This is a genomic window from Mesorhizobium sp. C416B, from assembly GCF_030323165.1.
GTDB lineage: Bacteria > Pseudomonadota > Alphaproteobacteria > Rhizobiales > Rhizobiaceae > Mesorhizobium.
The window spans coordinates 5372526-5387063 of the sequence record NZ_CP100471.1 but is presented as its reverse complement, the minus strand read 5'-3'; the positions used below and the strand labels follow the sequence as shown (position 1 = coordinate 5387063).

The 14538-nt window shown below is 60.3% G+C and carries 12 protein-coding genes; 9 read left to right on the top strand and 3 right to left on the bottom strand.

Features of this window, described 5'->3' with window-relative positions:
* Positions 1 to 39: 39 nt before the first annotated feature.
* Positions 40 to 975, bottom strand: coding sequence for a choline ABC transporter substrate-binding protein (locus tag NLY43_RS26260; protein WP_023686157.1), 936 nt, complete (start codon positions 973 to 975; stop codon positions 40 to 42).
* 237 nt (positions 976 to 1212) lie between these two features.
* On the opposite strand from NLY43_RS26260, the gene NLY43_RS26255 reads away from it, so the two are divergent.
* From NLY43_RS26255 to NLY43_RS26230, 6 genes are all read left to right on the top strand, one after another.
* Positions 1213 to 1824, top strand: coding sequence for a thymidine kinase (locus NLY43_RS26255; protein ID WP_023683669.1), 612 nt, complete (start codon positions 1213 to 1215; stop codon positions 1822 to 1824).
* 14 nt (positions 1825 to 1838) lie between these two features.
* Positions 1839 to 3017, top strand: a complete 1179-nt coding sequence (locus tag NLY43_RS26250; protein WP_023695820.1) for a glycosyltransferase — start codon at positions 1839 to 1841, stop codon at positions 3015 to 3017.
* A gap of 84 nt (positions 3018 to 3101) precedes the next feature.
* Positions 3102 to 3485 (top strand): c-type cytochrome, encoded by a 384-nt coding sequence (locus NLY43_RS26245; protein WP_023686160.1) that lies wholly within the window; start codon positions 3102 to 3104, stop codon positions 3483 to 3485.
* Positions 3486 to 3784: 299 nt separating this feature from the next.
* Positions 3785 to 4873, top strand: coding sequence for a hypothetical protein (locus tag NLY43_RS26240; RefSeq protein ID WP_023669990.1), 1089 nt, complete (start codon positions 3785 to 3787; stop codon positions 4871 to 4873).
* 26 nt (positions 4874 to 4899) lie between these two features.
* Positions 4900 to 6045, top strand: a complete 1146-nt coding sequence (locus NLY43_RS26235) for a hypothetical protein (RefSeq protein WP_023686161.1) — start codon at positions 4900 to 4902, stop codon at positions 6043 to 6045.
* Positions 6046 to 6069: 24 nt separating this feature from the next.
* Positions 6070 to 7980, top strand: coding sequence for an ATP-binding protein (locus NLY43_RS26230; RefSeq protein ID WP_023711125.1), 1911 nt, complete (start codon positions 6070 to 6072; stop codon positions 7978 to 7980).
* 68 nt (positions 7981 to 8048) lie between these two features.
* Here the strand turns inward: NLY43_RS26230 and NLY43_RS26225 are convergent, their stop codons facing one another.
* Positions 8049 to 8186 (bottom strand): hypothetical protein, encoded by a 138-nt coding sequence (locus NLY43_RS26225; protein ID WP_023701543.1) that lies wholly within the window; start codon positions 8184 to 8186, stop codon positions 8049 to 8051.
* A 127-nt stretch (positions 8187 to 8313) separates the two neighbouring features.
* On the opposite strand from NLY43_RS26225, the gene NLY43_RS26220 reads away from it, so the two are divergent.
* The 3 genes from NLY43_RS26220 (at position 8314) to NLY43_RS26210 (ending at position 12751) form a co-directional block, all read left to right on the top strand.
* The gene (locus NLY43_RS26220) at positions 8314 to 9618 is read left to right on the top strand and encodes a DUF6638 family protein (protein WP_023683664.1); all 1305 of its coding nucleotides are present in this window, start codon (positions 8314 to 8316) and stop codon (positions 9616 to 9618) included.
* A 16-nt stretch (positions 9619 to 9634) separates the two neighbouring features.
* Positions 9635 to 10759, top strand: a complete 1125-nt coding sequence (locus NLY43_RS26215) for a DUF2333 family protein (protein ID WP_023686165.1) — start codon at positions 9635 to 9637, stop codon at positions 10757 to 10759.
* A 312-nt stretch (positions 10760 to 11071) separates the two neighbouring features.
* Positions 11072 to 12751, top strand: a complete 1680-nt coding sequence (locus tag NLY43_RS26210) for a formate--tetrahydrofolate ligase (protein WP_023711124.1) — start codon at positions 11072 to 11074, stop codon at positions 12749 to 12751.
* A 38-nt stretch (positions 12752 to 12789) separates the two neighbouring features.
* Here the strand turns inward: NLY43_RS26210 and NLY43_RS26205 are convergent, their stop codons facing one another.
* The gene (locus NLY43_RS26205) at positions 12790 to 14289 is read right to left on the bottom strand and encodes a hypothetical protein (RefSeq protein WP_023713291.1); all 1500 of its coding nucleotides are present in this window, start codon (positions 14287 to 14289) and stop codon (positions 12790 to 12792) included.
* Positions 14290 to 14538 lie beyond the last annotated feature (249 nt).

Here is a 14538-nt window from a genome sequence, read left to right as displayed (position 1 = left end):
GCTGCCCTTCCTGGTTCGGCTTTGCCGAATTCAGTCGGCTCAGCTTCCGAGCGCGGTCTTGACCGCCGCTGCCGCATCACCGCCATCGAAGGTGGTGACGCCGGCAATCCACGGCGCAACCGCGTCAGGGTGCTTCTTCAGCCAGTCGGCAGCGACCGTGTTGGCGTCGCCGCCCTTCAGGATCGCGTCCATCATCTCGCCTTCCATGTCCAGGTTGAACTTCAGGTTGGCGATGAACTTGCCGGCGTTCGGGCATTCGGTGGTGTAGCCCTTGCGCACATTGGTGTAGACGGTGGCGGCGCCGAAGCCGCTGTCGCCCATGCCGTCGAGATAGGTGAGCTTCATGGCGCCCATCACCGGATGCGGCGTCCAGCCGAGGAACGCGATCCACTCATTGTTCTTGATCGACTGCTCGGCCTGCGTCAGCATGCCGGCTTCCGAGGACTCGACCAGCTCGAAGCCTTCGAGATTGTCCTTCGGGTTCTTGATCATGTCGAGGATGATGCGGTTGCCGTCATTGCCCGCCTCGATGCCGTAAATCTTGCCGTTGAACTTGTCCTTGAACTTGCCGATGTCGGTCAGCGACTTGACGCCGGCCTCCGCGACATAGGTCGGTACGACGATGCCGTAGCCGGCGCCGGTCAGGTTGGTGCCGATCGTCTCGACCGAACCATCGGCGGTGTAGTCCTTGATGTCGTTGGTCATCGACGGCATCCAGTTGCCGAGGAAGACGTCGAGATCCTTGTTTTTCAGCGACGCCATGGTCACCGGTACCGATAGCTGGATCGTCTGCGGCTCGTAGCCGAGCGCGGTGAGCAGCACCGAAGCGACGCCGGTGGTTGCCTGGATGTCGGTCCAGCCGACATCGGAAAGGCGCACCGCCTTGCAGCTCTCCGGATCGCCGGCAAGTGCAGCGCTCGTGGACAGAAAAGTCGCCAGGCCGAGGCCGGCGACGAAGGTGTTCATACGCGACATTGGCAGTCTCCCATTGTGATTCTTTGGCGAAGCGTAGTTACGGTTTCTCTGCCCGCCTTGTTTCGTCAGCCAAACACCATTCTGGTGTGGTTTCAAGCGCTAAGACAATCACGATCAACGGCGCGGACTGGCCAAACAGCGACACGCCCGCCGCTTTTTCGATTGCAGACGGCTTTTCCCATCAAATGCAGCGGTGCCCTCTCCCCGCGCCGCGCCAACTCGGCTTAAAAGGACGGCATGGCCAAGCTCTACTTCCACTATGCGACGATGAATGCCGGCAAAACGACAATGCTGCTGCAGGCGTCCTACAATTATCGCGAACGCGGTATGACGACGATGCTGTTCGTCGCCGGCCACTACAGAAAGGGCGACACCGGGCTGATCTCGTCGCGCATCGGCCTGGAGACGGAGGCCGAGATGTTCCGCGACGGCGACGATCTCTACGCTCGCGTCGCCGAGCATCACGAACATACGACGGTGCATTGCATCTTTGTCGACGAGGCGCAATTTCTCGAGGAAGAGCAGGTCTGGCAGCTCGCCCGTATCGCCGACCGGCTGAACATCCCGGTGATGTGCTACGGCCTGCGCACCGATTTCCAGGGCAATCTGTTTTCCGGTTCGCGAGCGCTTCTCGCCATCGCAGACGATCTGCGCGAAGTGCGCACCATCTGCCGCTGCGGCCGCAAGGCGACGATGGTCGTGCGTCTCGGCGCTGACGGCAAGGTGGCCAGACAAGGCGAACAGGTGGCGATCGGCAAGGACGTCTATATCTCGCTCTGCCGCCGCCACTGGGAAGAGGAAATGGGCCGCGCCGCGCCTGACGATTTCATTGGCTTCACCAGAGGCTGAACGGCCGGGACAACATGAAAATTCTGCAGTTCACAGTCGATTGCCCGTTTCCGCCGGTCTCCGGCGGAGAGATCCGGAACGCCGCCAATGCACGCGCCCTGGCATCGATGGGCGAGGTCCTGACGGTAAGCCTGACTGGCGCCCCGGCACCCTCCACACCGCCGAACATCCGTCACCGGATCATCGAGGCAGCGCGCGGCAGGGCGCCGTGGGGCAGGCGCGGCCCGCACCCGACCGTGCATATGATGCCGGACGACGAGCTGGCCGAGGCCGACGCCATCTGGAGGGAATTCGCGCCCGATCTCGTGGTAATCGAGGAGATCGTGCTTTCGCAGCTGCTGACGCTGGCGCCGAAGCATCGCGCGCGCACCGTCCTTGACCAGCACAACATTGATTCCCGGACGGTGTCCGACCGGATCGCCGGCCTGACGCTGTGGCAGCAAATTCGAGACTGGCGCCAAAACAGGCGAAGGAAGGCAGAGGCGCGCGAAGCCGACAGGTGTGCGGCTGCCCTGGCCGACCAGGTCTGGGTTTGTTCGCGGGCCGACGAAGCGCTTCTGTCCGCTCTCGGCCCCGTCAACGACGTCAGGTTCGTCGCCAACCCCATTCCAGACGAGAGCGTGCTTTCCCTGCCGATTGCTGCCGAGCGCTTCAGTGAACTCAGCCTGTGTTTCATAGGCCATCTCGGCTATTTCCCCAACATCGATGCCGTCAAGCAGATCGGCCGCGCGATGGCGCCGCGCCTCGCCGCCTCCGGCCGGCCCTGGTCGATCACCGTCGCCGGCAGAAACCCGCGCGATGTCGTGCGCGGTCTATGCACCAGGCATGGTCTGCGGTTGATCGAGAACCCGCCGCATCTGCCGGAATTGCTTGGCCGCGCCGGCTATGCGCCGATCCCGCTGCACTTCGGCGGCGGAACCCGCATCAAGGTGCTGGAGGCAATGGCGGCGGGCCTTGTCGTCGCCGCTACCGAAAAGGCCGTCGAAGGGCTTGGCCTGCAGGCGGGCAGGCATTTCCTGTCCAGCGACGATGCCGGCAAGTTGGCATTGAAAATCATCGATCTCGCGACACGCCCGCAAGCGGCCGCCGAGATGGCGGAGATCGGCCGCGCTTTCGTGCGCGACAATCATTCGTCGGCGGCGATTGAAAAGCAGGTCAAGCAGGCGGTCGCGGCGATCCCGCGCACGGATTGAGCCCGGCTGCTATCCACCGGCATACGGCGTTTGTTAAGGCCTGCAGCCTATTTTGCCCTCAGCCAGAGCCAGCCGGGAACCGCCATGCTTCGAGCCATTTCATCAGCCCTTGTCATTTACTTGGCCGGTATCCTCGCCGCGCTGGCCGACGGCGATGCAGCACTTGGCAAGAAAGTGTTCTACCGCTGCATGGCCTGTCACGAGGCGGCAAGCGACCGCGACAAGGTCGGCCCGCATCTCCTCGGTATCGTCGGCCGCACCGCCGGCACCGCCCAGAATTTCAACTATTCGCAGGCCATGAAGGACGCCGGCGCGGCCGGCCTGGTCTGGGACGAAGCCAACCTCAAAGCCTATCTTGGCGCTCCCAAGCTGAAAGTACCCGGCAACAGGATGGGCTTCTCCGGCCTGAGCAGCGACGAGGACATCGCCAACGTCATCGCCTATCTGAAGGCCGATCCGAAGCCTTGAACGGCGCGATGCGTAGCGTGATCTCGCGCTTGCAACTCATTGGGCCCTCTATCGAATTCGGGACACCTACACTGTCCGAGATCGACTGCTTCGCAGACGCCAAAGTTCAATGACGGTTGAACGACACTTGGCCGGCTGGTTAATCACGCCATGACCCCGCCTTCATTGCCTTTCAAGACGCCCGCGTATGTTTTTGTTTTCGGGGCGGGTCTTGTCTTGCGTCTTTCAATCCCCTGATACCCCACATATATTCGCCGCTGTTCGCAGCCAGCGACCGGAAGCCGAAGCGGGAGGCCCCTATGGCGACATTGCAGAATTTCGATGCCGAAATTGCCAAGACCAGGCAGGTCGTGCAGGACATGCGCTCCAAGATCGAGCAGTCCGGCACCGTGCTTGATACGCTGGCCACCGCCGACAAGAAGATCGGAGACGCCAATTTCGACATCGAGAATGCCCGCATCGAGGACGTGCTGAAGCAGCAGAAGGTGATGGAAGGCAACATCGCCGACCTGATCATCGGGCTGGAAGACGCCACCAACGTCTTCGGCACTGAATTCGAGAGCATGAAGAACTACACCGGCTGGGAAAGCTTCGTCGGTGTCTTCTCGGCGCAACGCAAGCAGCGCATGCGCACCGACCGCGTCCGCAACATGTCGCTGGCCGGCAATCTGCAGGAGCTTCTGGTCAAGTCCGACACCATCGTCGGCATCCTGAAAGCGCAGAAAGAGGTCCTCGACCAGCGCTACAAGACCTCGGAAAACAGCCTGTCGCAGGTGATCGAGCGCCGCAAGGTCACCATGACCAACCTCGAGGCGGTGCAGAAGCGCATCGAGGAGGTCAATCCGCTGCTGCTCGACATCGAAAACAAGATCGCCGCTTCTACCAGTCAGAAGGAGCGCACGCAGCTTGAGGGCGAGCGCTCGAAACTGGCGACCGAATACAATGAAAAGCAAGCCAAGGAGCAGGAGCTTCTGGCCGAGAGCCAGACGCTGGAACGCTACACCTCGATGTTCCAGACCTTCGTCGATTCGCTTAACAATCAGATCGCAGCCCAGTCGACGCTTATCAACAAGCTGACCATCGATACCGAGCAGCGCATCGTGCTCTACAAGGCACTGGAAGATTCCTTGAAGACCGCCGCCCAGCAGGATGTCGCCCACAAGATCAACACGCTGGGCAGCCAGGTTGACAACACCGCCGAAGAGACCATGGCCGGCATTGGCGCCGCCTCGCAAAAGCACATCGGCGATCTTCTCGAAATGCACGAGAAGAACATGGTCGCCAGCTCCGACATCCAGCGCCGCAAGAAGCTCGCCGACGACGCCTTCGCCCGCCGTTTCGACGACGTGATGAAGAAGCACAATTCGGCCAACTACGTGCAGTCGTAGGAGCGGCTGCACGCGGGCACACCGGCATGACTCCCGAAAACGAAGCGGCGGCGCGCTATTTTTCCGCCATCACGGCGGCACTCAGCGGCCTCGAAGTGTTCATGCGCGACGACCGCTCGCCGCTTTACCGGCACGGCATCGTCGCCAAGATTGTCGCCGAATACATTGCCCGGCTGGACAAATCGTTTTCCTGCTGGCGCAACCGGCTCGGCTTCATGGACACGTTCCGCATTTCGCGCGCCGACAGCGGCTATCCCGTCTTCCAGAACCTGCTCGAACTGGAAAACGACCGCCGCCAGGCCGAGGCGCGGCTGGCCAACATTCCGCTGGCCGGCGAATTGCGCGAGGAAATGGCCGACTTCATCCTGCGCCACAAGGAATTCCCCGAAGCGCTGCAGAAGTCGATGGCCGAGCGGCTCTATCTCGAGGACGTCAAGAGCGAACAGACTTTTGGCCCGTTCTCGCTGGCGCAGACGGCCAAGGTCTCGGTCAATCCAAAGACCGGGCGCCCCTATTACCTCGTGCACTGGGCGAGCTTCGACGGCAGCGCCAACCTGCCGCTGGTCTACATGGTGACGGTGGAGGATTCCTCCGAAAGCATGATCCGGCAGCTCGTTGACAGCAGCGGCAAGCTCAATGAACGGGTCGACATCCCGCTGCCGGTGGACGGCCTGCTCAACCCCGAACTCGCCCATCGCTTCGACGATTTCACCGAGAAGAATTCCGCCTACACGCTTTCGCCCGCAACGATTGCGGTCAATCTCGACAAGGATTTCGAGCCGCTGCACCCTAAGCAGCTGCGCCGCGTCGTGCTCGGCCCCTTTTATTCCGCAGGCATTACGGACAACAATTCGACCGTGACCGAGGTGCTGGCCAAGGTGCGCAAACCGGAAAATGCCTGGCTGCTCACCTGGACCATCCAGGAGGTCTACTCCAAGGGCGAGAAACCCGGCCGCAAGGGCCTGTTTTCGAGCGATAAGACGACGCAGGAATTCTTTATCAACACCGACGATCTCGAAGCCGCGCGCCAGGGTGTGTCGAGCTACGAGAACCACGCCCTGATCCCGCACGAAGCCTATCAAGCACTCTACGCCGCCGGCGAAGCTCAAAAGATCTTTTCCGGCTACAAGGTTCACATCCTGTCAAATGGGCAGGTGATTTCAGATGTCTGACCGTCACATCGCGGAGCATCCTTCATGGACACCGGCCTGACCACCATTCCGGAAGCGGCTATCGAAAAGCACCGCGCAACCGCGCAAAGCTTCATCACTCGCCTCGTCGTGCTGGAAGACCCTGCGCGCGAATCCGGCACAGCACTTGCCGGCACCAATCGCCGCTTTGTCTCGACAGTCTCGGTCGGATCGGTGCGCCGTACCCGCGAGGTCGAGCTTACCAAGACCGTCGCCGCGATCCATCCCGACGACCAGTTGATGAGCATCCCGCAGCACACGCTTTTGTTTCGCGCCCGCCGCGGCCTGGCGATTGCGCTCGCCATTTCCGATGTCTTCGCCGAAGGCTCCGACCTTGAAAGCCTGCAGGCCAAGAACACCCGCGCACCGCTCGAAGGCGATGAAGCCGCGACCTTCAAGAAGCTTCTGTCAGCCTCTGCTTACGTTTCGGCCTTCAGCCTTGCCTCCTATCTGTTCCAGCTGATCGACAGCGATGGCGAGGCGCCCAACGATATCCCCGAACCCGACTTCCTGTTCGACACGCCGCAGGACGCGGTGAAGTCGATCGTGGCTGGGTTGGACAAGGCGATCACCGGGTCGAAGGACGATGGCGACCTGACGACCCGGGCGCGTGCTTTCGCCCGTGTTGCCATTGACGGGCTCTTGGCCCGTAAAGGCCGCTTCGACGGCATCGGCCCGTTCGAGAACGCCCATATCCGCATCGACGCCGACGATTTCACCCTCGACGGCTTCGACGTCGCGCCCGGCAAGCGCTCCAAGCCGCTGGTGATGACCTTCAAGAAGCCGGAAGAGGTCGTCGGCAACCACATTGCCAAATACCAGTCGGTCAAGCTCGCCAAGATGCTGATGGCCTATGATTTCGAGCGCGAGTTGAACCCGTTCGTCGAACTCGGGGGCTTCCTCTTCACCTTCATCGGCGACGGCGCGCCGGGCACCGGCAAGACGACGCTGATCCAGATGATCGCCGGCCTCGTCAACAATTATTGCCAGGTTGCCGGCTATCCCTTCGCCTATGAGAATTTCGGCGTCGACCAGATCTCGTCCTACCAGGGCAAATCCGGCCAGAATTGCCGCCAGTTCATCAACAATGTCTTGAACCCACGCGTCATCGGTTTCGGCACCGTCGACGACATCGACCAGGTGGCGGCCCGCCGCTCCGACGACCGCGCCTCGGCCGGCCAACAGGAAATCACCGGCGTCTTGATGGACGCCTTTGCCGGCGCCGGCACGGTGGTGCGCGGCAATTGCTCGTTCGGCATGTTTTCCAACTATCCCGAAAATGTCGACGATGCGCTGCGCCAGCGCGCCGGGGCCCGCTGGCTGGTCGACGGCCCACAGAGCCGCGACGACTATATCGACATCTTCGTCCTGCTTGCCGGCAAGAACCACAAGATCCCACTCGGCGACCACAAGCTCTACGCCGCGCAGGAGATCCAGCGCGCGGTGACCGAAGCCTATGAGGAGCACGAGAAGCCTCAGGAAGACGGGCTGATGAAGGTCTATGAGCGCTACATGAAGGAGAATGGCGCGCCGAAATCGATGGCCGACATCGGCACTTATCTGCACCTGATCAAGGATGCCGAGCCGCGCTTCACCGGCCGAGCCATCAAGAACGTCACCGACGCCATCAAGATGCGCGCCATGGACATCGAGCTGCCCGACGACTGGTTCGAGAAGCCGGAAGTCTTCATGCACAAGGGCTACGACGAAAAGAAGGCCATGATCGAGGAACTGCGGGGGCCGTTCTCGATGGACATGGTCATGCAGGAGATCAACCGCTACGCCGACTCGGAGTTCCGCTATTCCGACAAATCCGACGACGCCGCGGTGGAGAAGCTGCTGCGCGACGCACGCCTGCGCGAACGGGCGGGGCGCGAGATGGAGGAGATGAAGAAGAAGGGGCTCTGGAATGCGTGAACTTCCTTCGCTGCCCGCGGGTGCTGAAAGGCTTGGCGCTAACGCTGACGCCCCCCTCTCCCCGTCCTTCACGCGGCGAGGGCAAGGGTGAGGGGCGGCGCATGCGTGGACCAGAGATCGCTACGACCATACTGGCAGCTATCGAACAGCGCCTCGATCGGGACATCCGGACCAATGATCTTCGATTTATTGACGCCAAAGGCCATGGGGAGACATGTCCTTGAATGCTAGCGCTGCCCCTCAACCTTACCCTCTCCCCGTGAAGAACGGGGAGAGGGAGGCGTCAGCGTTGGCGCTTCGCCACAACAGGCAACGCCGCTCGGAACGTTCTGCATGAGCCACGCCAAAAAACCCGACCTTCTCCGCGACAATGAGCTGATCTACGGCCGCTTGCTCACCGTCGACGAGTCGCACCTCATCCAGCGCTACAACAAGGCGCTTGTTGCCTTCGGCCTCAAGCCCACCAAGCTGAAGAGCTTCCAGATCGACCGCACCGGCTTCTCGCCCGAAGTGGCCGAGGAATGCGGCGATTACGATTATCTCGACCCCAATGAGGTCAACCGCCGCTTCATCATCCTGACGCCGTCGCAGATCGATCTGCCGGTGGTGCACACCGCCTTTTCCAACACCTCGCAGCTGATGTTCGAGTTCATGTCCAAGAACCAGCGCGCCATCGATGCGCTGACCATCAAGGATGTCATCTACGGCGAGATCGAGGATTCCGTTCCCCTGGTCAACGACATCGAGGATCTGCTGTCGATCAGCCAGGTCGAGTTCAGGGTGCTTTCGGCCGAGGACGTGCTGGGCAAGGCCGCCGAACTCGGCAAGCTGGTCGACCGGCTGAAGCAGGAGCCCGATGCCTGGCGCGACAACACCATGCTGAGCCGTATGGTGGAGCTGGCGAAGGTCTGCGGCGATATCCGTGAGAATGCGCTGGTGCCCGACCAGGTGATCTTCCGCCACAACGCCTACTGGACCAGCCATTTCGGCGGCGTCTACGTCTTCGTCGATCCTGATATGACTACCGTCATCGGCGACCCGGCCGCCCCCGGCTTTCGCCGTTCGCGGCCTTGGCAGGTCAGCTATCTCTCGATCAACGATGCCGACAAGGTGTTCAAGTTCCTGGCCAGCACCGGCCGCATCGAATTGCCGCGCGCGTCATGGGTCGAAAGCTCGGGCTATCTCGAGCATCGCGCCGAGATGGTGGTGCGCTCTCTCATCCGCGACACAGAGCCGAACCGCAATTTGACCGAGGTCGACAAGGTCTGGCTGCAGACCTGGATCCATGGCCATGCCGATCTGATCACCAAGGACGGCAATTTCCCCTTTCTCAACGCCGCCAAGCGTGAGATCGCCCAGCTCGGCCATCTCAAGATCGAGGATGTGTTTCCGCAACAGCGCTTCCTGGTCGTGCGTGGCAAGCCCGACCATCCCGACGCCTGGCTGACCAACCAGCTGATCTCGGATTTCGTGCCGCAGGACTTTGTCTCGCGTTACGTCTTCAACAAGCCGGGCTTCTACAAGGACTATGACGGCTACAGCGACGCCTGGCGGTCGCATGTTGTGGACGTTCTGAAAACCACATATTTGAAAGACAAAGTGGCGTTTCGCACGCGCCTTTACGGCCTGACTGACTGAGGGGTGAACGAGAGCCATGCTTGATCCGATCGTGAATTTCTTCACCCGCATCTTCCAATGGATAGGCCGCGGCATCGGCCTCGTCATTGGCGCGATCCTGTGGCCGTTCCTCTGGGCTGGGCGCTGGTATACGCAGCGCGGCTGGATCCTGAAGGCTGTGGTCGGCCTCGCGCTTCTGGTGTTGATCGGTCTCTACGCCAATTTCTTCTACGCCACCCAGTGGTGGAACAAGTTCGATCCCAACTACGTCGACAAATACACCTTCGAGAACCGCAACATTTCCGCCGGCGAACAGGTCGCGGCCGGCGCCGGCACCGACACCGCCAAGACCTGCGGCAATTCGGGCATCGCCCAGGTGGCGGCCGACCTGACGGACTTCAACGTCAACCAGAATGCCTGGATCTCGTCGATGATCCTCTACAAACTCGGCCTGTTCGGCATCGACTGGGACAACACGCCGTTCATGGACAACAAGGCCTCGTTCCAGCGCGGCATCAACCAGGCGGTGCGGCGCACCGCCACCGAGCTTGCCGACAATCTCGGGCGTGTTCGCACCACATCGCAGATCGACGGCGACCTGCAGGATGCGCGCGGCAATCTGCAGTTCGACGAGGAGACCTGGTATTTCGGCCTCAACCCGTTCGGCCCCAAGACGCCGACGCCGAGCTATTATCGCGATGCCGTCACCAAGCTGCGCTCCTTCAACGCCCGCCTCGGCAGCTGCCAGGCGACGTTCGATGCCCGCGCCGACAATCTGAAGCAGTATATCGACCGCATCTCCTCCGACATCGGTTCCACCTCCGCGATCCTCAAGGAGCGCGCCGAAAACCATAACAATGGCTGGTTCGACTTCCGCGCCGACGACCGCTTCTGGTTCGCCTATGGCCAGCTCTATGCCTATTACGGCCTGATGAAGGGCGCCCAGGCCGACTTCGAGGACGTCATCAAGGAAAAGCATCTCGGCAATCTGTGGGACACGATGGATGCGCAATTCGTCTCGGCCCTGCGCATCCAGCCCTTCATCATCGCCAATGGCCGCGAGGATGGCTGGATCATGCCGACGCACCTGACGACGATGGGTTTCTACGTGCTTCGCGTGCGCTCCAACATGGTCGAGATCAGCAACGTCCTGACTCAGTAGCGTCCACAGCTTTCCCGGCGAGCGATGGCGAATTTGCGCCGTCGCCTCTGTCGCATTCCGTGCATTGGGCGGCTGTTTTGAGACGGCGGAACGTCGCGTCCTCTGGCTTCTATACGGCGCGGCAACGGAGCCAGGAAGAACCGGCGACAGGTCGGCCGGCCGCGGAGACACTTTCTTCATAGGAAACATAGTTGCATGCAAGTTGACGCCGCGGGAGCGACAGGGTTAGAACATGCCCGCGCCCGGGTTCAACATGCCTGCGAGTGAGATCAAACCCGTCCCCTCCACCGTCCAATCCGAAGGAAAGCCGTCATGGCCGAAGTGAAGTCCGACATCGAGATCGCGCGCGGCGCCAAGAAAAAGCAGATCCAGGAGATCGGCCAGAAGATCGGCATCCCGACCGAGCACCTTTTGCCCTACGGCCACGACAAGGCGAAGATTTCGGCCGAATTCATCAAATCGGTGAAGGGCAACAAGGACGGCAAGCTGATCCTCGTCACCGCCATCAACCCGACGCCGGCCGGCGAAGGCAAGACGACCACCACCGTCGGCCTTGGTGACGGTCTGAACCGCATCGGCAAGAAGGCGATCGTCTGCATCCGCGAGGCTTCGCTCGGCCCGAATTTCGGCGTCAAGGGCGGTGCTGCCGGCGGCGGCTACGCGCAGGTCGTGCCGATGGAGGACATGAACCTCCACTTCACCGGCGACTTCCACGCCATCACCACGGCGCACAACCTTCTGTCGGCGCTGATCGACAACCACATCTACTGGGGCAATGAGCTCGGCATCGACACCCGCCGCGTCGCCTGGCGCCGCGTCATGGACATGAACGACCGGGCGCTGCGCGAAATCATCTGCTCGCTCGGCGGCGTCGCCAACGGCTATCCGCGCGAGGCCGGCTTCGACATCACCGTCGCCTCGGAAGTCATGGCTATCCTGTGCCTTTCCACCGACCTCAAGGATCTGGAAAAGCGCCTTGGCGACATCATCGTCGCCTACCGCCGCGACAAGACGCCGGTCTATGCCCGCGACCTCAAGGCCGACGGCGCCATGGCGGTGCTGCTGAAGGACGCCATGCAGCCAAACCTGGTGCAGACGCTGGAAAACAACCCGGCCTTCGTCCATGGCGGTCCGTTCGCCAACATCGCGCATGGCTGCAACTCGGTGGTCGCCACCACCACGGCGCTGAAGCTCGCCGACTACGTCGTCACCGAAGCCGGCTTCGGCGCCGACCTCGGAGCCGAAAAATTCTTCGACATCAAGTGCCGCAAGGCGGGTTTGAAGCCGGCGGCTGCCGTCATCGTCGCCACCGTGCGCGCCATGAAGATGAATGGCGGCGTCAAGAAGGAAGACCTCGGCAAGGAAAACGTCGAGGCGGTGAAGAAGGGCTGCGCCAACCTTGGCCGCCACATCGAGAACATCCGTCAGTTCGGCGTGCCGGCGGTGGTTGCGATCAACCACTTCTATTCCGACACCGACGCCGAGATCCAGGCGATGAAGGACTATGTCGCCTCGATGGGCGAGGAGGCGATTCTGTGCAAGCACTGGGCCAATGGCTCCGCGGGCATCGAGGAGCTCGCCAACAAGGTGGTGGCGCTGGCTGAATCCGGGGCGTCGCAGTTCGCGCCGCTCTATCCCGATGACATGCCGCTGTTTGAGAAGATCAACACCATCGTCCAGCGCATCTATCGCGGCTCGGAGGCGATCGCCGACAAGTCGGTGCGCGACCAGCTCAGGGCCTGGGAAGACGCCGGCTACGGCAAGTTGCCGGTCTGCATGGCCAAGACCCAGTATTCCTTCTCGACCGACCCGAACCTGCGCGGCGCGCCGACCGGCCACACCGTGCCGGTGCGCGAGGTCAGGCTTTCGGCGGGCGCCGGCTTCGTCGTCGTCATCTGCGGTGAGGTCATGACCATGCCCGGCCTGCCCAAGGCGCCGTCCTCGGAAAAAATCTTCCTCAACGAGATCGGCCAGATCGAAGGCCTGTTCTAAAAGCCTGCCGCGAAATCATCGCGAGAATTCATTGCAGATCAGGCCTTCGCCTGATCTGCTCCGACTTTCCCCATAGCGGTGACTGAAAGAGAGACAAAGCGGTCCAGCATGGCAAAGAAGACATCCAGGCTGAACCCGAAAATAAACGCCAGACTGAACAGACCAAATCCGACGCTGGCGATCTGACTGCCAACAGTCGTATCCGGCAGCCAGAACCAAGCTAGGATCATGCCGGCCAGGGAGCCGAGAACAACTCTATGAATAATCCTAAATGCTGCCGGATTCGGCAGCAAAGGATTGAGAAACATCCTCAGGTGGAAGATCAATGCACCCAGAGCACCATAAATCCCCGGGAGAATCCAGAACGCATATGGATCCAAAATCTTCTCAAGGCGAACCTTAAGCTCATCAAGTCGAGGTGTCCCGTTGGGAAGAAAGTAAAAATGCTCATAGCACGACAGATACGCTAGTGAAAAATTATAATCTTTGGTCAAATCGGCGAATTTGTCCAGCTTCAATTCACTTTTGAGCATTCCAATTCTGCGACCGATTTCGTCAATCGATTGGTCGTTATTTTTGCAAGAATAGTTATTGACATAGTCGGCTCCGCCACCTGCGGCGTCAATCTCAACGGAGCTACCCGCGCTGTCCTTTGGCTTAGCTGCCGGCGACTTAGCTTCCGGCGCTCCAGCCGGCGCTTCGTTCGCCTTTGGCGCAACAGCACCGGTCGCCACCCGAACTTGCTCCTGCGACTTACCAGTCGCCGCAGGCTGGTCTGCGACCTTGTCTTTTTTTTCTGACTGAACCTCCTCAAACCGCTTATAGGATTCCAAGTCTCGATCTCGAGAACTTAGAAATGAATAGACTTCGGCATTGCCTAGACCTAGGCGCTTGAGAGAACGATAGTAGTAATACTTTAGAGTCTCCATTCCAAATATGGGATAAAGTGTATCTATCTCATATTCTTGAATACGTGTTTGGATGAATTGGAGCTTTCGATCCAGCTCGCGCAGATCATCATAAATTTGAAAGTAAGCTTGCTGCTCTAATACGTTATTCTTCGTACCCCCAGCATCTGCTGGGTTGTCAGCTATTTCTCTCATGGCTACAAAAAGTTGTCGGGCCAATTGCCCAAAGTGACGCTCTGGCTCTGAGGCCTGCAAGACGCGCAAGTCCGACGCGAGAGCGCTCCCTCGGTTGTACATCTGCGTCAGATTGGCGGCCAATATCATGAGGGCAATTGATACTAAAATCATGAACCCTATTGTTTTTGTTGGCTTTCCTTCCGAAGATCCGGAGCCACCATATTGCAACTCCGACATAATTGAGGAAGGAACTGTCCTTGATACGACGTTTATTTCTTTTAGCAAGCCAGAAATCTGGTCTGCAGTAACGTTTTCTGGCTTTGTATTCTCTATAGAATTTATTGTAACAGCAAGATTCCCGCTATCGAACGCTCCGGTCCGTTGCCCATACTTTGCGATGATCGTCGCGTCGGCCAGAAGCCCTTTGATGTAAAGCAGCGATTCTTCAGCCATTATAACTTGTGGACCTTCTTGAAAAAGACCTAGCTATCAACCGAGCCATCCTGCGGCGTAACCGTTTGGCGTAGGACAGCCACACGGGTATCCAGGTGGTCCAGGCGGCTGCGCCCAACACCAGAAGTATGGCGTGTAACAAATTGTACCTGGGGCGTGCGGAGGGACCTGAGCGAAAGCAGGCCACGGTAAAATTGCTACGATACCGACAAACGCGGCAGCAACCGCAGTTCGTGCAACCCGCGCTTT

Bases quoted from the DNA above. Each gene is read 5' to 3' on its own strand.
- NLY43_RS26260 (WP_023686157.1), bottom strand. From the start codon at position 975: ATGTCGCGTATGAACACCTTCGTCGCCGGCCTCGGCCTGGCGACTTTT.
- NLY43_RS26255 (WP_023683669.1), top strand. From the start codon at position 1,213: ATGGCCAAGCTCTACTTCCACTATGCGACGATGAATGCCGGCAAAACG.
- NLY43_RS26250 (WP_023695820.1), top strand. From the start codon at position 1,839: ATGAAAATTCTGCAGTTCACAGTCGATTGCCCGTTTCCGCCGGTCTCC.
- NLY43_RS26245 (WP_023686160.1), top strand. From the start codon at position 3,102: ATGCTTCGAGCCATTTCATCAGCCCTTGTCATTTACTTGGCCGGTATC.
- NLY43_RS26240 (WP_023669990.1), top strand. From the start codon at position 3,785: ATGGCGACATTGCAGAATTTCGATGCCGAAATTGCCAAGACCAGGCAG.
- NLY43_RS26235 (WP_023686161.1), top strand. From the start codon at position 4,900: ATGACTCCCGAAAACGAAGCGGCGGCGCGCTATTTTTCCGCCATCACG.
- NLY43_RS26230 (WP_023711125.1), top strand. From the start codon at position 6,070: ATGGACACCGGCCTGACCACCATTCCGGAAGCGGCTATCGAAAAGCAC.
- NLY43_RS26225 (WP_023701543.1), bottom strand. From the start codon at position 8,186: ATGGCCTTTGGCGTCAATAAATCGAAGATCATTGGTCCGGATGTCCCG.
- NLY43_RS26220 (WP_023683664.1), top strand. From the start codon at position 8,314: ATGAGCCACGCCAAAAAACCCGACCTTCTCCGCGACAATGAGCTGATC.
- NLY43_RS26215 (WP_023686165.1), top strand. From the start codon at position 9,635: ATGCTTGATCCGATCGTGAATTTCTTCACCCGCATCTTCCAATGGATA.
- NLY43_RS26210 (WP_023711124.1), top strand. From the start codon at position 11,072: ATGGCCGAAGTGAAGTCCGACATCGAGATCGCGCGCGGCGCCAAGAAA.
- NLY43_RS26205 (WP_023713291.1), bottom strand. From the start codon at position 14,289: ATGGCTGAAGAATCGCTGCTTTACATCAAAGGGCTTCTGGCCGACGCG.